The sequence below is a fragment of the Desulfuromonas sp. TF genome, from assembly GCF_000472285.1.
Classification (GTDB): Bacteria; Desulfobacterota; Desulfuromonadia; order Desulfuromonadales; family ATBO01; genus ATBO01.
The window spans coordinates 129,297-146,377 of record NZ_KI421426.1 but is presented as its reverse complement, the minus strand read 5'-3'; the positions used below and the strand labels follow the sequence as shown (position 1 = coordinate 146,377).

The following is a 17,081-nucleotide window of genomic DNA, read 5'->3' as shown; positions in this document are numbered from 1 at the left end:
GGAGGTTCCCGCATGAAGAAGTATTTGCTGCTGCCCTTATTGCTGTGCCTGCCCGCCTTGCCGGCATGGTCGAGTTCCTTCGACCTGAGCTTCAACGATACGAGCGCCCAGGTTCAGCTCGTCTTCCCCCTGCGCTCCGATGATTACGGAACGATGCAGTTTGAGGGGCGAGCGCTCTACAACGACCACGAGGAGACCCGGCTGGGATCGGCGGGGGTGACGTTCGTCGGTGAGCCGGGGAACGTTCCTGGATTCTCTCTCGGCGTCGGCGGCCTGCTCTATGGAGGCCGCACGGACGACAGGCAGGATCTTCTTGCCCTCGGCGTCGGCGGCCGCCTGAACTTCGCCCCTCCGGCCTTGGGCGGCTTCGGTTTCGGCGGCAAAATTTACTACGCGCCGCAGATCTTTACCGGCCTCGATGCCGAACGCCTTCTGGAGACCGGCGTCCGGCTCGCTTATGCCGTCACCCCGAAGGTGCGGGTGTTTGCCGAATACCAGAACATCAGGAGCGATTTCGAGGATCGGGGGAACTGGACGATCGACGAAGAGGTGCGGGTCGGCTTTCAGGCCAGCTTTTGAGCCGGCGGCAGAGTATGGAAGAGAAGGGGCGTCACCCGAGAGGATGGCGCCTCTTTCTATTGGTGCGCCCCGTCGGGATTGACATGCGGGTTCCAGACGCTAAGTTCAACAAAGGCTACTGACTCCGAGCCAGGCAAACGATGCCACAGACTACCTCTCCACCACTTTGCTGGAGAACTGTCGGCTGACAACCCCGGAGTGGCCGTCACTGGTTCATGCCCAGGACAAGTCATTCAAGGTCAGAGTCTGGCCGCCGCGAGCGGTCCGACACAGAGAGATGAACCTGCCGCAGCGGCCGCGGGGGGAGATGGAAAGGCCGCTTCCTTATCGGAAGCGGCCCCAGTAATCCGTGGATCTGCTCATGTCTCCAAAGCTATTCTCCCTCGGAGTCCCCCACGAAGTAGTTCTCCCAGGCATTTTGTATCGTCTCCTCGGTAAGTTCCGGAGGGTAGTTGTAGTACCGCGAATCATCGACCACATGGCCGATGATATCCCTGGGATGGCAGGCATTGAGGGGGACGCCGAGCCTTTTGTAATAGTTGCTGAGCAGATATTCGAAAACCTCTTTTCTGAACGGAACATCATTCGATTCGCATACTTTGCGGAAAATATGTTCATACTCCTCTTCGGTAGGATGATCGATTTTGATCTTGTACCGGATGCGGCGCAGGAAGGCTTCGTCCACCAGCGTCTTCGGTTCGAGGTTGGTCGAAAAGATCACCAGCTGGTCGAAGGGGATCTCGAACTTCATTCCTGTATGCAGGGACATAAAGTCGATTTTCCGGTCGAGATTTACGATCCATCGATTGAGCAACTGCTGGGGATCGACCTGCTGACGGCCGAAATCGTCGATGATGAAAAGCCCGTTGTTGGCCTTCATCTGCAGGGGCGCCTCATAGTACTTGGCGATGGTGTTGAATTCGAGATCCAGGGTTTTCAGGGTGAGTTCCCCCCCCGTGGTGACGACCGGCCGGCGGACCCGCACCCATCGCTGGTCGGCCGCCTGGCCGTTTCCGGCCGGTTTCGAGACGTCGGGTACAGGAGTATGGTTTACCGGATCGAAGATGATGATGATCTGACCGCCTACGATAATCGAATAGGGCATGAAAATGGTGCTGGGAAGTATGTCCCCTATCCTTTCAGCCAGCGTCGTTTTGCCGTTCCCCGGTGGACCGTACATGAATATGGGGTTTCCCGAGCTGATGGCGGGTCCAAGACGCCTCAGGAGCTTTTCGCCGACGATAAGTTCGGAAAATGCTTTTCTGACCCGCTCTTCGTTAATTTCCATATTGTTGATGGTCTGAAGTTCCACCATCTTGCGGTAGGATTCCAACGGCACGGGAGCCGGACCGGAATACTGGCAGATATCGAGCAGTTCCGACGCCCTGGCCTTTCCGTTCTCATTGATGGAGAAATTGTAGGAGGATTTGACGTATTCGGCGGCGCCTTTGACCTCGATCAGTTTTTCCCGACGCAGTAATTCGACAGCCGGGTCGAGGACGGAAGCCGGAAGTTTAATGCTGTCTTCGAGGTCGGAGAGCTTGAATTCTCCCATGTGCAGGATGTGTTTCATGATCAGGTCTGCGATAAACGAGAGTTCAAGCCCGGTGTCCTGCACTGCTTTTGGAGCGACTGGTGTTCTTTTTGAAATAGAGTCGAATTCGGCGGAGGTGATATAGCCGAGAGCGGCCAGGTTGTGGCCCAGCCTGCCGCCATGCAGACGCTGGCGCTCCAGGGCTATTTTCAGCTGTTTATCCGATACGGCATGATGTTCATTCAGGCGCTGACCTAGCTGTTGTTCCATCTTTTCCTCCAAATGAATTAATTATTCAATCGGCTGAAATCAACTGTCGTATCTTCGTAAAATCTATTATAGCGTCGAGGCGGGAGATGTATAGGCGGGGAAATTATTAAACACTAAATATAACAAGGGGCCGCCCCTTTCGGAGTCGGCCCTTGTTATATTTTCTTTAATTTAAGCTGGATCGAATTATTTTATTTGATTTCTTACCCAGCCATCGATGGCATCCGCATCCGCTTCCGGCAGGTCGATGAATTTGAGTCCCATTCCGGGTTCCAAGGAGGATTTCTTTTTGAACTGGCGCTGCCAGACCACCTCGCAGGTGCAGCGAACGGTGCGCCTCAGGGGTTCCGGAAAAGGGATATCCACCTGGAAAGTGCTGCCCGGCTCACGGGGATTGGCGGTTGCGATAAACATTCCGCTTCGGCTGATGTTCTTGGCATAGCCGAAGAAAAATTTCCTGCCATCATCGACTTTTACCTTCAATACGAGTAGCGGCGAACGCAGACTGGTTCTCTGGTTGGCCTGGCCGACAGGCGGTTTGTCGCTGGTCTGCTCACTCATTCTTGCATCCTCCCGGAATTTTTTCTGAACCGCAACCTGCCCCGCCGCTGGTCCGCAGGGCTATCCTATCACAATTAATCCGACCCATATAAGAAGCTTTTTGCAAAATCTCCTCCCCTCTGGTATTCCCGAAGCCGTGAGAGGTGCAGTGCCGCGTCGCCGTTCCCCTCCAGTTGCGCCCAATCCAGCAGCCGGGGGAGGGCGTCTTCCGGTCCTGACCTCGGATGGGGCCCGGCGCAGAGATGGTGAATGAACCTCAGTGTTTTAAAGGCATCGAACCAGCCGTGAAACCCGGACATAAACGCCTCCCGGGTCCGGTGGTTTCTTCGCAGCCGATCCCAAACTACGGTAAAATCAAGAAGGTTCAGGTAGTCGGCCAAGGATGCGGACAGATCGAGTGCTTTATCCAGAACGGCGAATCCCGGGGTTCGCCACTCCCGCGCGGCGAGGCTCAGCCACGCACCGAGAAGGCGAAAACATTCAGGGCGGTAAAAGCTCACGGCGCCTTTCTCTCCGGCCAGCATGCGGGCAATGGAGCGCCCGGTTCCGAAGGGGACGCGATGGGAGGGGCGGGCCGAGGGGTACACCTCCGTCCCCGTGAGACCCGAGACGCCGGAGGTCTTTGCCAGTTGCTGAAGAAAATAGAAGTCCTCACCGGCCCGGCGGAGGTTCATTCCCCCGGCCCGGACATAAGCATCGGCCCGGCAGGCCATAGCGCTGCCGACGGTATGAAATGCATAGGGAGACCCCGCGAGGGAGAGCCCCAGAACGTAATGGCGAAGGAAGAGTTCGTACTGCTCGATGGCCAGGTTCTCTTCCTGCGTCTCTCCCTTTTGGTGCCGGAAGGGAATGACTGCGCCGCCTTCTGCGGCCGTCTCGAAATGACGGAGAAGAACTGCAAGATAATCGGGGCGCACCAGAGTGTCGGCATCGAGGGCGACCAGCAGCGGCGGGGCTCCGGAATAGTCCAGGCGGCCCAGGGCCAGATCGAAGCCGATCTTGCGGGCCAGGCCCACCCCGCCCGTGCGGTCCGGCAGCTCCAGCCCCTTCGAGGAGGCATCGATCCAGGCGAGTCGAATCGCGGGAAAGGGTGCGCCGGAAAGCTTACGCAGCGTCCTCAGGTTGGACTCCTTGTCCGACTCTTCGGCATCGGCGCGGTGATTGACGACCACCAGCACAAGAAAGCGGGATAAAAGCTCGGGCGGGTTCCGCTCCAGGCTGTGCAGGGTGCCAAAGAGGCTGTCCTCCTCGGCCAGGGCGGGGATGACCACCGCCCCGGAAAAGCCGCCGCGGCCGCACCCTTCAATTTTCCAGGGGCCGGCGGCGAAGCGGGTCGCGAGATACCTGGCAATTCCGGATGGAAGGCATGCCGGCAGGTCGCAGTTCATCGGGTCCCCATGACGTGCAAGATCTCCCCCAGCGGCTCCCCTTCGCCGTCCACCCATCGGATCTCCGTCCCATGCCGCTCCATCCGGCGAAACCAGGTCTCCTGGCGTTTGGCGAAGTCGTGAATGGCGCTGTTCAACTTCTGGAACATGTCGTTGCGATTGAGCTTCCCCTGGAGGTGCTGTGCGACGAAGCGGTACTCCAGCCCGTAGAATTCCAGGGTCGCCCAGGGCACCCCTTCCCCGTGCAGTCCGGCAACCTCCTCGATCAGGCCCTGCTCGAGCCTCTCCTTCAGACGGGCTGTGATGCGCTGCCGCAGCGTTTGCCGCTCCCAGCGGATGCCGAAGACCAGCGGCCGGAGGGAGGGCAATGGAGGGAGGTCGGCTCCGGCAGCCGCTTCTCCCTCGGCGATCTCGATGGCGCGCACCAGTCGCTCCCGGTCGGTCAGGTCGGTGGTGTTGTGCATTGCGGGACGGAGTCTGAGCAGGAGGGCGGCCAGCGCGTCCTGGCTCAGTCCGGCCAGCTCACTTCTCAACTCCGGGTTTTCCGGAACTTCGACAAGGCGGTATCCCTTGAGGACCGCATCCAGATACAGCCCCGTCCCCCCGACCAAAAGGGGAAATCGGCCTCGCCTGCGGATCTCAATAAAGGTGTCGAAGAAGCGTCTCTGGAACTCGAAGACGCTGAATTCGTACCCTGGATCGACGATGTCGATCAGATGGTAAGGGACCTCGCCATACTCCGCCAGATCCTTGCCGGTGCCGAGATCCATCCCCCGGTAAACCTGGCGGGAGTCGGCGGAGAGGATCTCACCGCCGACCTCTCTGGCTGCCTGGACGCCCAGACGAGTCTTGCCAGAGGCGGTGGGGCCGAGAATGACGAGCAGATTTGGATGAGGTCCAGGGTTCAAGGGCGAGTCCGGGTAAAATTAAAGGTAAAAAGCTCCGAGGGGACATCTATTGAGAGGGGGCAGGCTGCTACTTTAGCGATTTTGGCGTCTAAATTCAATCCCCCGTGACCACTTTGGCGCATTCCGGCTTCCCTTTGTCTCTCATATTTGTTAAATTGATGGGCATTCGATCCCCGCCGCTTTCCGGTGGCGAAACGTTCCATGCCGTTGGCGTCTTTTTCTTATGATGAAAAGCACATCCGAAACTTCCCACGAGCCGCTTTCTCCGGTCGTACTGCCGCGTTCAGGGCATTCCATCTCCCGTAAAAAGATCGACGAGGACACGCTCAAGGTCCTGTACCGCCTGCACCGCAGCGGACACAAGGCTTACCTGGTGGGCGGCGGCGTTCGCGATCTCCTCCTGGATCGCACCCCCAAGGATTTCGACGTCGGCACAGACGCTACCCCCAGCCAGATCAAAAAGCTCTTTCGCAACTGTTTCCTGATCGGGCGGCGTTTCCGCCTGGCCCACATCCGCTTCGGCCGCGACCGTCTGGTGGAGGTGGCCACCTTTCGCCGCCAGGCCCGTCCCGACGATCTTCCGGAAAATCCGGAGGATCACTTCTTTTTTGCCGAGAACATCTTCGGGACGCCCCAGGAGGATGCCTTTAGGCGCGACTTCACCATCAACGCCCTTTTCTACGATATCGGCAGCTTTTCGATCATCGATTATGTGGGAGGACTGGAGGATCTGGCGGAGCGGCGGCTGCGCGTCATCGGGGATCCCTTGGTGCGCTTTACAGAGGATCCGGTGCGGATGCTGAGAGCCCTGGAATTCTCCGCCCGGCTCGGTTTCTCTCTGGATGAGGCGACCCGGGAGGGAATCTATGTCCGGGCTCCTCTGATCGCCGAGGCCGCTCCGCCGCGCATTCGCGAAGAGATCATGGAGCTGTTCCGCCATAAGGTGGCCGCGACGGTCCTGCGCGACGCCCAGGCGATGGGGCTTCTTCCCCACCTGCTGGCAGGCTTCGAGGGAGACCGGGAAACATTCGATCTGCTGGCCCGGGTGGATGCCCGTACGGCCGACGGCCATCCGATCGAGGAACATTTCGCCCTGGCGGCCCTTTATCTCGCCCGTTTCCGCCGCGCCTGCCCTCCGGAGAGCGACATCACCGTTTCCGATGTGGTGCGCATCGCCGGTCTGGTGCTCTCTCCCCATTGCGGCTACTTTCATATCGCCCACGGCACCCGGCATCAGGCCAGGGAATTGCTGGTGGGATTTTTCCGCCTCTGTCGGGGCCGGGGCAACAGGGGGGAGCGCCGGTTCCTGCAACACCCCATGACTCCCCAATCCCTGGATCTTTTCTCTCTCTGGGCCGAGTTTTCCGGAGAAAAAAGGGAACTGGCGGCTGCCTGGAGGGAAGCCCTGACCCGGATCACCGAAGGGACGGAAAAACCACGATCCACCTCCCGCCGCCGTCGGCCGAGGCGCAACACCCGCCGCGAGCCATCCCCCCGACCTTCAGATTCCTGATCCCCCAGGTGGCGGTCTGACTATACGGGCCGAATTTGCAGCCAGCTCATGGATAGTCCGACAGCCTCCTAATTACGTCTCCCTTTCTTTTCGCCCATTTTTCCGAATTCATGCCGTCGCTGAAGAATCTGGTATATTGAATTGAAACGGCTTTTCATCTGCCGGGTCATCTGTATCCATGGAATCGATGCGGTGAAATCATTTTTCTCCCCAAAACACTCTCTTAGCGCTCGGCTGCTGGAGGCCCTCGCCGCCATGCTCGTGCCGCTCCTCATCCTGGGAGCGGGCAGTTATTTTTCCTTTCAACTTCTCTCCTCCTCTCTCAACGAAGTGGTGGAGGAGGCGCTGGGAGAAATGGCGCCGCTGACAGAGCTTCAGCTTCTCCTTCAGGAGACGCGGATTTCTCTGCACCGTGCCGTCCAGGAGGTAGATCCCGGTGCGCCCGGACGCCTTGCCAGCCTGGTCGAGGACACGGATAAGGCTTTTGCGCGGGGGAGCGAACTTCCCTTCACCAATCCGGAGAAAAAGAAAAGATTTAAGGCCGCCTGGCGCGAATGGCAGCAGGGGCGCCAGAACCTCGGCGAGATTCTTCCCGTGCCGGAGGGAAAGCCGTTCGCCGCGCCGTCCCTCAGAATCTTTGAAGAACATGTGAGTCGGGCGGTTCTTCTGCTGAAAGAAGCCCACATCCTGGCTGAGGCCGAAATTCTGGAACAGCTCAGTGCCGTCGACGCGACCAAGCGGAATATCTCCAGGCTCAATACCGTTCTTTTTCTGATCGGCCTGGCCATGGTGGCGGGGATCGGGCTTCTCCTTACCCGCTCCATACTCCGTCCTTTGCGGCAGCTCGAAAGCGGTGTGCGCCGCTTCGCCTCGGGCGATTTCTCCTATCGCATCGCGTCCCAGCGCGAAGACGAACTGGGAGGGCTGACCCGGGCCTTCAATACCATGGCGCAGGAACTGGCCAAGGAACGCCAGGCTCTTCAGGAACTTTCCGTCCGCGATCCGTTGACCGGGCTGTTCAATCACCGCGAATTTTACCGGCTCCTGCGGGAGGAATTGGAGAGGGCGTGCCGATATCGTCATCCCCTCTCCGTGCTCATGCTCGATCTCGATTGTTTCAAGAAGGTCAACGACACCTATGGTCATCAGGCCGGAGATCACGCACTCACGGCCGTCACCGGGCTTCTCGTCCGGGAATTGCGCCGGGTGGATGAAATCGCCCGATACGGCGGAGAGGAATTCGCCATCATTCTCCCCGAAACCTCCGGGGCGGAAGCGATGATCTTTGCCGATCGCATCCGCCAGGCGGTTGCCGCCCGGCCGGTGCCCGTCTCCACAACGGAGGAAATCAATCTGACCGTCAGCATCGGTCTTGCCGTCTACCCCCATGATGCCGAAACGGGAGACGATCTGGTCAACCTGGCGGATAAAGCCCTCTATCGGGCCAAGAATGAAGGGCGCAACCGGGTATGCAGATCACGAGCGGCAGGGCGTGGAGAGGCCAACGAAACAGGTATGTCCGTCCTGAACCGCCACTGAAAAACGCCCTTTAGCCGCGAGATTTTTCCCCTATTTTCCCGATCAATTCCCGCAGCTTTACCGCTTCCCCATCCTTCAGTTTGCGATCCCGGTAAACCGCGCGGTTGTATATTTTGACGAATTCCAGGCAGGCGGGATCATCCAGTTGTCTTGCCAGTTCTTCCAGTCCGACCGAAGGAGGAATCTCCCCGACGTGATGACTTTTGCGCACCTTTCGCAGAAAGTCCCGCAGGAGCCTCTCTTGCAGGCTGAGACGACGGAAACGGAGGAGGAAAACCGCCGCGGCTGTGCCGGCCAGAAGAATCATCACGATGGGCAATACCTTTTTCAGATCCGGTGGCCCCTGGATCCGGCGCAGCTGAACACCGGTCTGCCGCAGCAGTTGGACCTGCTGTCCGAGGTCGTAGGAAACAACCGCCCGGTTCCAGTAGTAATCCACGGCATCCGCCAGGCGCTGGATCATGCTCAATCCCCCTCGTCTGAACGATAGAAGAGAGGTGTCGGCGTTCTGTGCCAGTCGGCTCGGATCGATCCGCAGCCATCGGTTCTCCACCAGGGCTTCCACCCAGACATGGGCCGTATCCTCCGTGATCACATAATACCCCCCCAGCTCATTGTATTCTCCGCCGTAATAACCTCCCACCAGTCGTGCAGGCACCCCGGCAATCCGCAGCATCAAGGCGAAAGATGAGGCGAAGAACTCGCAGTATCCCCTTTTTTTCTCGAATAGAAACTCGTCCACGGGATCATCCGAGGAAGGCAGATCGGTCGTGGCATAGGAAAGGCCCTGGGTGGTGAAGAACTCCTCAAGGCGGGCGATTTTTTCTTCGGCACTTCTTCCGCCGTCGGCAAGGCGTCCGGCGGCCTGGCGAACCCGGCTCGACAGGTCCGGAGGAACATCGAGATAGAAGTCTCGATCGATCGGCCCGAAAATTTCGATCGTTCCCCCAGGGGCGGAGCGGGCAAGATACTTGACCCGGCGATCGAGAGGGCGGCGGGCTCTGAAGGTGAAATCGTCTGCCTGTGCGAAGCTCAATCCTTCGAGGCCGCCAGGGGGATCGAGGGCGAAAAGATAACGCTCCGCCCGGGGTTCGGGGTAGATCGTCTGGATGACCGTCCGGCCTCCGACGATTCTCTCCCTTCCCTGGCTCGGAGGCGTCTGCCGGGTCCAGGTGTTTCCCTTGGGAGTATTCAGCACGATCCCCCTCCAGTAGAGATCGTTCGGCGGCAGTTTTTCCGACTCGACGCGAAAAGCCGTCTCCTCGACGGAGGCGATGCCGGCGAAGGAGCCCGGGCTGACCTCCTCGCTGAAGCCGGCCGTAGCCGTTGCGGCGGGGTTGAGGAAGTTCCACAGGGGGTGCTGGGTCCGCGGCAGGATGAAAAAGAACGCCAGCATCAGCAGCAGGGAGACGGCCGGCAGAATCAGGGCCACGCCGATCAGGGCGGCGGCCTGCCGGCGGCCCAGGGAGAGACCCTCGTCGGCGGAATAAAAGGAGAGCAGCACCAGGGCCACGGTAACCACAATCACCAGCAGGACCAGGTAGACAAAGAACGCCGCCGAAAGGGTGAGCAGGGAGGAACTGGCCAGGGCGAAGACAGAAAGGACCAGAATCTGCAAATAGTTGCGGCCGCTCTTTTTGGTAACCAGGCGCACCGCCAGCAGCAGGACCAGGATATTGACGGCCGGTTCGACGAGGTGATCGCGGCTGATCTGAAACGCGTAGAGGACAAAAGAGGCGATGGAAAGGATGGTTGCCGCGCCAGCGGGCAGCGCAAAGCGCGGATGTCGATCGATGGCGACAGCGGCTGCCAGGGCCAGGGGGAGGGCCACCTGAGCCGGCGGGTCCAGATAGAGGAAGAGAGGCGCGACGCCGAGGAGGGTCGCCGCGTAGCTCAGTTTGTTAAGAGATCCCTTAATGCTGACCATAAACCGCCAGTTCGGTAAGAAGACGCAGTTTGTGACCCCGCCCCACGTCCGGGGGCAGCAGCGTCCGGGGTCCGAGCCGCAGGCCCACCGGCCGGTTTTCGCGCAGGCAGCTTCCGATCAGATAGGAAGCGCAGCGCAGGCGGTCCTCCAGATTTCCCGGCAGATGCGCGAGTTCTAGCACCACGGGTGGTCGAGTGACGGTGGAAAGCTCCTTGACCTTCAGCATCCCGTGGCGGGCCGAAAGCTTCCAGTGGATCAGCTTGAGCGGCTCGCCGCCGCTGTAATCGGAAATCCGGCTGATGTCCCCCTCGTATCCTTTGCGCCCGGCCTGAAATTCGCCGCCGGCCCTGGAGCGGCCGGCTTCGGCGGCCGTGTTCCGGCAGAAGCGTGGGGCGGGGAAGACGGTGATCTTCCGCTCGACCGGGATCGGAAAGGAGCGGACAAAGAAGTTGATGGGAAAGATGGATTCCACCCGGCCCTGTCCGATGGACTGAATCCCGCGGCCGTGGAACGTGGCGTAGAGGGTCTCGCTGGCGGTATCGCGACGAGCGATGTGGACGGCCGTGGTGCGGCCGACCGGGAGGTGCAGGGCCAGGAGAAAGGAGGGAAGCCATCGCTTGCTATTCTCGAAGCGGACGGTCAGCATCGTCTCCACGCCGTCATAGATTTCGTCGGGGAGCACGAGGTCCACCCGGAGTCCGGCAAGATTCCAGCGGCCGAGAATTCCCGATATGGACATGAAGCCGAGCAGGGCCGAGACAAGGAGGTAAAGGAGGTTGTTGCCGGTGTTGACCGCGGCGAATCCCAGCAGAAGCGTCATCGCTATATAAAGAACGCCAGCCCGGGTCAGCTTCAGACCCGGGGCACCGGTACGCTTTTGACGATTGATTTCAGCACCTCCTCCTTGCTCAAGCTCTCCTGCTCCGGCTGCAGGATAAGCCGATGGGCACACACCGCGGCGGCGACCGTCTGGACGTCCTCGGGAATGACATAATCCCGTCCCTCCAGGTAGGCCGCGCTCCGGGCGGCGGCGGCAAGACTGATGCCTCCGCGGGTGGAAACACCGGAAAGAACGAAAGAGTGCTGCCGTGTGGCGGAGACGATGCCGAAGATATAATCCACCATCTTGGTCGAGATGTAGATCTCTTCCTTTACCGCCTGCCGGGCTGCCAGGATGTCGTCAAGGGTGAGGAGCGCCTCGATGTGCCGGATCTCCTCGCGGATGCTCCCCCCCTGGATAATCGCCTTTTCCATGTCTTCGGGGGGGTAGCCGATGCCTGTGGTGATGAGAAACCGGTCGAGCTGGGATTCAGGCAGCGGATAGGTTCCGACCTGTTCGACCGGGTTCTGGGTCGCGATGACCAGAAAGGGGTCGGGGAGGGGATAGGTCGTTCCTTCCACCGTCACCCGCCTCTCTTCCATCGCCTCCAGCAGGGCGCTCTGGGTCTTGGGCATGGCCCGGTTGATCTCGTCCACCAGGACCAGGTTGTTGAAAATGGGGCCCGGGAGGAATCGGAAGCCGTTCTCGTCCCGATCGAAGATGGAAAGGCCGGTGATGTCCGACGGGAGCAGATCGCTGGTGCACTGGATGCGTCCGAAGGAGAGGCCCAGGGCTTTCGCGAGGGCCAGAGCCAGGGTGGTTTTGCCCAGTCCGGGAATGTCCTCGATCAGGAGGTGGCCGCCGGAGAGCAGAGTGATCATCGCCAGTTTAAGCGCCCGGATCTTCCCCTTGAGATAGCGGCTGGAGAGGGTGTCGATGACGCCGAGGATTTCCGTGCGTTTTTTCAATTTCATTGGCGAAGGTTTCCGCTTGAGTCGTTTCCGGAGGATGTTGTTGATAAGTATACCCCAATGGAAAAATGAGCGGAACGGTAACAGGGGCAGAGGAAAAATTTGTGTGGAGGATGGCTGCTGAATCTGAATAACTGATTATCTGATGTTATTGGCTTAATTTCTCAGAAAGAATGCCGTCTTATTTATGAATATAGTTCTCCGGTATGGCGGACTCCTTTTTCCGGTAAACCATCCCTTGAAAAAGGGCCACGACAGCACCTGCATCATCGGTGATTTGGACAGAGTAGGAGGCCAGTTTGGGGTTCCGTGTCTGCTCTTTGGCTTCAGCATAAAGCGTCCCGCCGGTAACCGCCTTGACGAAGGAGATACTGACGTTTATGGCCATTGCCAGGGTACCATGGGAATTCGAGGCGACCGCAAAAGCAAAGTCGGCAAGAGAAAAGATGGCCCCTCCATGAACTGTTCGGGCTCCATTAAAGTGGTACGGCTCAATCCTCATGCAGGCTTTCGCCCGCCCGGACCCGACCTCGAGAAGTTCCATCCCGTTATGGCGGGCGAACACATCTTCTGCGGAATAAAACCGCTTTATCTCTTCCATGGTTTCCTCATACGGATTGGTGTATAAACTGCGCGATTATAGCCATTCAACCCGCCCGCGGTGAAAGCAAAAGACCGCTGGTCAGTACCTTGCGACGCAGCGGTCTTAGACCATGTCAATTTAGCCCACGCCTATCATCCAGGTCAAGGGAAAGGTTCTCCCGCAGGGATGTCGAGGGCGACGGAGGCGGCGCGGTTTGCTGTGGATAAGCCGGGGCGACTGTCATCCTAGGTCTCGTCGGCGTTGCCAAAGGCTTAAGGACGTTGCTCGGCAGAAGGGGATAAGACAGGAACCGGTGCTGGCTATTTTTCTCATCCCCGTTAAGCTTGACCTCATGTCGAAGGCTTTCCCCATTAATCCGATCGCCCCATGAGGAAGAGTTATGGAAAAGGAGCAGTATGTCTGTCTCGTCTGCGGATTCAACATGGTGGGTTTCCATCCGGACACCTGCCCCTTTTGCGGAGCGCGGAAGGAGCGGTTCTTCACCTCCGAGGAATGCTCGGCGCGCTACCAGGTGGTGGCCACCCCGGTCAACGAGAAGGTGACCCGGCTAAACTCCCAGCCGGCGCTCGGTTTCGAGCACGCCGCATATCGGATCGAAACCGGCGACAGCGCCTGCTGGATCGACTGCCCTTCTTCCTTCAACGCCTCGCTGCCGCGAGTCGACATGATCCTGTTCACGCATCACCATTTTCTCGGCGCCTCCAACCTCTACCGGGAGCATTTTGCCGCCAAGGTGATCATCCACCAAGCCGATTCACGCCATGAAATCTGCCGCCCGTTCACCTTTGACGACCCGTTTGCACAGGATTTCACCCTTGACGGCATCGAAGCCTTCCACGTCGACGGGCATACCCCCGGGTTCACCTTCTACATCTTCGAGGAAACGGTGTTTATCTGCGACTACGTCTTTCTCGATGGCAATGGCATGAAGCTCAACCCCTTCGGCCCGGCCGACCGGACCATGGAAGGGAGCCGCCGCATCCGCGAGCTTCTGGATGGGCGGAAGCTTACCACCGTCTGCGGCTACAACTACGTTATCGACTATCTCGAATGGCGGCGCAGGTTTGAGGCGGGCCCGCCGTTCGGCGGTTTCTGAAAGGCTGTTGTTCATGTGCAAAAGCAAGGCCTTTCACTATCGCACCAGGGGCAATGACCAACTCACGGAAAAAGGAAGCAGGTCCACCTTGACCTTTGGTCGGGAGGAACTAAAAGGATAGAAAGGCGGTTCCGACGGCGTTGTCCATAAAGAGGAGGTGCTCATGGCGACTTTCGTTATGCTTACGCGTCTATCCCCGAGTGCTCTGCGATCGCCGCAGTCCCTGGAGGACTTGGAACGCAGAATCAAGGAGCAGGTCGGCACGGAGTGTCCCCAAGTGGAGTGGCTGCACAATTATGCCATCCTCGGCGGGTGTGACTACCTGGATATTTTCAATGCTCCCGACCTGGAAACGGCTATGAAGCTCTCAACGATCATCCGCACTTATGGCCATGCCCATACCGAGGTCTGGACTGCCGTTGAGTGGCAAAAGTATAAGGAGATGATTCGCCATCTCCCGGCCGGTGAGGTCGGGGGGGCGGGGGAAGGCGTTTAGCATTCGTGCGCATCGCAGGTAACAGGCGGATGGGATTTCAGGAACAGGCGCTTTGCCATCTTGAACAGCTCCATCACCAGCAGAAGCACAAGAGCCACCAGGATGAGGATGGCCCAGGAGGTTAAGGAGACGGGCGCCACCTGGAGAACTCTCTGCATCAGGGGGGTGTACAGGGTCAGAATGTGCACCGTCTGGGCGGCGAGGACCCCGAAAACCAGAATGCGATTGCGGCGGATCGGTACTTTGAAGGCGGAGACGAGCTCGGAGCGGCAGTTGAAGACGTGGACGTTTTCGAACAGAACCATGAGCAGCAGGATCATATTGCGTGCCTCGGGTTCCGTCCAGCCGTTTTCCAGCAGCCACCACCAGGCTGCGAAGGAGAAAAGGCCCATGGTCAGCCCGGAGACGACCGTCTGCTGCACCATCAGCCGATTGAAAACCCCCTCCGTCGGAGGGCGGGGCGGTTTCTCCATGGCCCCCGGCTCTCCTCCCTCGAAGGCCAGGGCCACGTCCTGAATGCCGTTGGTCACCAGGTTGAGCCACAGAAGCTGGACGGCCAGCAGGGGAAGGGGAAGTCCCGCGGCGAGGGCCAGGGTGAAAAGAACGATCTCGGCGGCCCCGGTGGAGATGAGCAGGTAGACGACCTTGCGCACGTTGTCGTAGGCAAAGCGTCCCTCCTCCACTCCGGCCTGGATGGAGGCGAAATTGTCGTCGGTGACGAGAATCTCGGCCGTGTCTTTGGCCACGTCGGTCCCCGAACCCATGGCCACACCGATGTTCGCCCTGCGCAGGGCCGGAGCGTCGTTGACCCCGTCGCCGGTTACGGCCACGAAATGACCGAGACGGATGAGAGCTTCCACGATGTGCAGCTTCTGCAGAGGAGCGACCCGGCTGAAGACCGTGGCTCCGCGCACGGTTTCGAGAAACTGTGGAATGTCCGCGGAGCCGATGTCCGCCAGCTGCTGTCCGGTGACGAGATCCTCCCGGCTGCGGGCGATGGACAGCTCGCGGGCGATGGAGAGAGCGGTGGTCGGGTGATCGCCGGTGACCATGACCACCTTTATTCCGGCCCTCCGGCACCGCTCGACGGCTTCCCTTGCCTCTGGGCGCAGGGGGTCGATGAGGCCGACCAGACCCAAAAAAGTCAGCGGCGGGATCCTCTCTTCCAGCGGCTCTCTCATGAGGGATTCCGGCGGAAGGTGTCCATCGGCAACGGCGATGATCCGGTATCCCCCTTCGGCCAGGGCGAGGGCCTGGCGCTCCATCCGTTCGAGGTCCAGTTCGGCAGCCCCCTCCCCCTGCTGCATGATGGCGCAGAAGGGGAGGACCGCCTCCGCCGCACCCTTGACAGCGACATGGATGCCCCCCTCATGACGGTAAAACCGGGCCGCATACCGCCGCTCGGACTCGAAGGGGATGTCGCCGAGGATTTCCGCCCAGGCCGCCTCAGCCGGCGGAATGATACCGACTTTAAACGCCAGGGCGAGAAGAGCGACATCGACGGCGTCGCCGTGATGCTCCCATCCCCCTTTCTTTGACACCAGGCTCCCTTCGTTGCAGAGGGCGGCCGCCATGGCCAAGCGTCTGAGCCCCTCCCTCCCAGCCGGATCCGGTTCCATTCCCTCGGGGGTGGTCACCCGTCCTTCCCCCGTATACCCTTCGCCGGAGACGGCAAAGAGCTCGCCGCCGGGGAGGCTTATCACTTTTGCGGTCTGCCGGTTGACCGTCAGCGTCCCGGTTTTGTCGCTGGCGATGCAGGTGCAGCTCCCCAGTGCCTCCACGGCGGTAAGTTTTCGGACGATGACGCTGCGCCGCGCCATGCGGGTGGTGGCGATGGACAGGGCCACCGTCATCGCCACCGGCAGACCCTCGGGAATGGCAGAAACGGCCAGGGCGACCGCCATGAAGAAGACATCCAGCCAGGGAGTTCCCTGGAGATGGGCGAAGAGGGCGAGCAGGGCGACGAAACCGAGGACCAGATAGCTGATCTGCCGGGCGAATCGCTCCATTCGGATCACCAGGGGAGGCTTTGCCACCTCGGCGGCGGTGACCGCCCGGGCGATCTGACCCACCTCGGTGAGAGAGCCCGTCGCCACCACGACCCCGGTGCTGCGGCCGGTCGCCACGGTGGAGGCGGCAAAAGCCATGTTGAGGCGCTCGCTTACGGGGAGTTCTCCGCTCAGGAGTCGGGCGCTCTTGCTCACCGGCAGGGACTCGCCGGTCAGCAGGGACTCGTCAATGGACAAATCCCTGGCGCTGATCAGGCGCAGATCGGCCGGGACACGACTTCCGGACTCGAGCAGGATCACATCCCCCGGCACCAGCTCCTCGGCGGGGATTTCCGCCTCTTCCCCCTGTCTTCGGACCCGGGCATGAATACTCAGCAGCCGCTGAAGGGCGGCGGCGCTCCTCTCCGCCTTCCATTCCTGGAATGCGCCAAGAGTGGCATTGAGGAGGATGACCGCGAAGATGAAGACGGCATCGGTCAGTTCGCCGATGATCACGGAGACCGTGCCGGCCGCCAGAAGAATGTAGATGAGGGGACTGAGGAACTGGTGCAGAAAGATGATGCCGAGACCGGGAGTTTTTTTCGCCGGCAGGGAGTTAGGGCCGAATTCGCGCTGCCTCTCCCGGACTTGCTCCTGGGGAAGGCCGTGAACACCGGACCGGAGTTTTTCGAACACCTCCTCCATTGCAAGAGCATACCAGGCGATTCCGGCATCTTCTTCGCCGCCAGCTTCGAGCCGGCCGAGTTGTTCCCCGGTGTTTGATTCCATGCCGGCACCCGCTCCGAGGACATCCCCTTGCCCTATTCCGACGAAGCGGGGCTTCTTATATAAGCGACGCTTCGCTACGAACGGACTCTCCTCTTTCT

14 protein-coding genes are annotated in these 17,081 nt (G+C 59.9%); 5 read left to right on the top strand and 9 right to left on the bottom strand.

The window, feature by feature from the left end:
- Positions 1-12: 12 nt before the first annotated feature.
- Positions 13-579 carry a YfaZ family outer membrane protein gene (locus tag DTF_RS0118735; RefSeq protein ID WP_027716565.1) on the top strand — a complete coding sequence of 189 codons (567 nt, stop codon included), beginning with the start codon at positions 13-15 and terminating at the stop codon, positions 577-579.
- A gap of 373 nt (positions 580-952) precedes the next feature.
- Here DTF_RS0118735 and DTF_RS0118730 read toward each other — a convergent pair whose 3' ends face one another.
- From DTF_RS0118730 to miaA, 4 genes are all read right to left on the bottom strand, one after another.
- Positions 953-2,383 carry an ATP-binding protein gene (locus DTF_RS0118730; protein WP_027716564.1) on the bottom strand — a complete coding sequence of 477 codons (1,431 nt, stop codon included), beginning with the start codon at positions 2,381-2,383 and terminating at the stop codon, positions 953-955.
- A gap of 186 nt (positions 2,384-2,569) precedes the next feature.
- The gene (locus tag DTF_RS0118725) at positions 2,570-2,944 is read right to left on the bottom strand and encodes a PilZ domain-containing protein (protein ID WP_027716563.1); all 375 of its coding nucleotides are present in this window, start codon (positions 2,942-2,944) and stop codon (positions 2,570-2,572) included.
- A 74-nt stretch (positions 2,945-3,018) separates the two neighbouring features.
- On the bottom strand, positions 3,019-4,332 hold the full coding sequence (locus DTF_RS24510) for a glycosyltransferase (RefSeq protein ID WP_051361466.1): 1,314 nt from the start codon (positions 4,330-4,332) through the stop codon (positions 3,019-3,021).
- Positions 4,329-5,240 (bottom strand): tRNA (adenosine(37)-N6)-dimethylallyltransferase MiaA, encoded by a 912-nt coding sequence (gene miaA / locus DTF_RS0118715; protein ID WP_027716562.1) that lies wholly within the window; start codon positions 5,238-5,240, stop codon positions 4,329-4,331. The genes DTF_RS24510 and miaA overlap by 4 nt, the downstream gene beginning before the upstream one ends.
- 223 nt (positions 5,241-5,463) lie before the next feature.
- On the opposite strand from miaA, the gene pcnB reads away from it, so the two are divergent.
- Together pcnB and DTF_RS25820 are read left to right on the top strand one after the other, a co-directional pair.
- Positions 5,464-6,753, top strand: coding sequence for a polynucleotide adenylyltransferase PcnB (gene pcnB / locus DTF_RS0118710; RefSeq protein ID WP_226989422.1), 1,290 nt, complete (start codon positions 5,464-5,466; stop codon positions 6,751-6,753).
- A gap of 192 nt (positions 6,754-6,945) precedes the next feature.
- Entirely contained in the window at positions 6,946-8,292 is a 1,347-nt protein-coding gene (locus DTF_RS25820; RefSeq protein WP_155890878.1) for a GGDEF domain-containing protein, read from the top strand.
- 10 nt (positions 8,293-8,302) lie between these two features.
- On the opposite strand, the gene DTF_RS0118700 is transcribed toward DTF_RS25820, so the two are convergent.
- The 4 genes from DTF_RS0118700 to DTF_RS0118685 form a co-directional block, all read right to left on the bottom strand.
- On the bottom strand, positions 8,303-10,219 hold the full coding sequence (locus tag DTF_RS0118700; protein ID WP_027716560.1) for a DUF3488 and transglutaminase-like domain-containing protein: 1,917 nt from the start codon (positions 10,217-10,219) through the stop codon (positions 8,303-8,305).
- Positions 10,206-11,039 (bottom strand): DUF58 domain-containing protein, encoded by an 834-nt coding sequence (locus tag DTF_RS0118695; RefSeq protein ID WP_051361464.1) that lies wholly within the window; start codon positions 11,037-11,039, stop codon positions 10,206-10,208. Before DTF_RS0118695 ends, DTF_RS0118700 begins: the two co-directional genes overlap by 14 nt.
- Positions 11,040-11,071: 32 nt before the next feature.
- Positions 11,072-12,013, bottom strand: a complete 942-nt coding sequence (locus DTF_RS0118690; RefSeq protein WP_027716559.1) for a MoxR family ATPase — start codon at positions 12,011-12,013, stop codon at positions 11,072-11,074.
- A gap of 178 nt (positions 12,014-12,191) precedes the next feature.
- A complete protein-coding gene (locus DTF_RS0118685; protein ID WP_027716558.1) occupies positions 12,192-12,611 on the bottom strand; it encodes a PaaI family thioesterase in 420 nt (139 codons plus the stop codon).
- A gap of 382 nt (positions 12,612-12,993) precedes the next feature.
- Here DTF_RS0118685 and DTF_RS0118680 point away from each other — a divergent pair, with 382 nt between their 5' ends.
- The gene (locus DTF_RS0118680) at positions 12,994-13,710 is read left to right on the top strand and encodes an MBL fold metallo-hydrolase (RefSeq protein WP_027716557.1); all 717 of its coding nucleotides are present in this window, start codon (positions 12,994-12,996) and stop codon (positions 13,708-13,710) included.
- A 163-nt stretch (positions 13,711-13,873) separates the two neighbouring features.
- Positions 13,874-14,206, top strand: coding sequence for a GYD domain-containing protein (locus DTF_RS0118675; protein WP_027716556.1), 333 nt, complete (start codon positions 13,874-13,876; stop codon positions 14,204-14,206).
- On the opposite strand, the gene DTF_RS24500 is transcribed toward DTF_RS0118675, so the two are convergent.
- Complete coding sequence (locus tag DTF_RS24500) at positions 14,203-16,983, bottom strand: HAD-IC family P-type ATPase (RefSeq protein ID WP_081703086.1); 2,781 nt, start codon at positions 16,981-16,983, stop codon at positions 14,203-14,205. The genes DTF_RS0118675 and DTF_RS24500 overlap by 4 nt on opposite strands.
- Positions 16,984-17,081: the final 98 nt, after the last annotated feature.

Bases quoted from the DNA above. Each gene is read 5' to 3' on its own strand.
- DTF_RS24510 (WP_051361466.1), bottom strand. From the start codon at position 4,332: ATGAACTGCGACCTGCCGGCATGCCTTCCATCCGGAATTGCCAGGTAT.
- DTF_RS0118690 (WP_027716559.1), bottom strand. From the start codon at position 12,013: ATGAAATTGAAAAAACGCACGGAAATCCTCGGCGTCATCGACACCCTC.
- DTF_RS0118700 (WP_027716560.1), bottom strand. From the start codon at position 10,219: ATGGTCAGCATTAAGGGATCTCTTAACAAACTGAGCTACGCGGCGACC.
- DTF_RS0118730 (WP_027716564.1), bottom strand. From the start codon at position 2,383: ATGGAACAACAGCTAGGTCAGCGCCTGAATGAACATCATGCCGTATCG.
- DTF_RS0118735 (WP_027716565.1), top strand. From the start codon at position 13: ATGAAGAAGTATTTGCTGCTGCCCTTATTGCTGTGCCTGCCCGCCTTG.
- DTF_RS0118695 (WP_051361464.1), bottom strand. From the start codon at position 11,039: ATGACGCTTCTGCTGGGATTCGCCGCGGTCAACACCGGCAACAACCTC.
- DTF_RS0118685 (WP_027716558.1), bottom strand. From the start codon at position 12,611: ATGGAAGAGATAAAGCGGTTTTATTCCGCAGAAGATGTGTTCGCCCGC.
- pcnB (WP_226989422.1), top strand. From the start codon at position 5,464: ATGATGAAAAGCACATCCGAAACTTCCCACGAGCCGCTTTCTCCGGTC.
- DTF_RS24500 (WP_081703086.1), bottom strand. From the start codon at position 16,983: ATGGAATCAAACACCGGGGAACAACTCGGCCGGCTCGAAGCTGGCGGC.
- DTF_RS0118725 (WP_027716563.1), bottom strand. From the start codon at position 2,944: ATGAGTGAGCAGACCAGCGACAAACCGCCTGTCGGCCAGGCCAACCAG.
- DTF_RS0118680 (WP_027716557.1), top strand. From the start codon at position 12,994: ATGGAAAAGGAGCAGTATGTCTGTCTCGTCTGCGGATTCAACATGGTG.
- DTF_RS0118675 (WP_027716556.1), top strand. From the start codon at position 13,874: ATGGCGACTTTCGTTATGCTTACGCGTCTATCCCCGAGTGCTCTGCGA.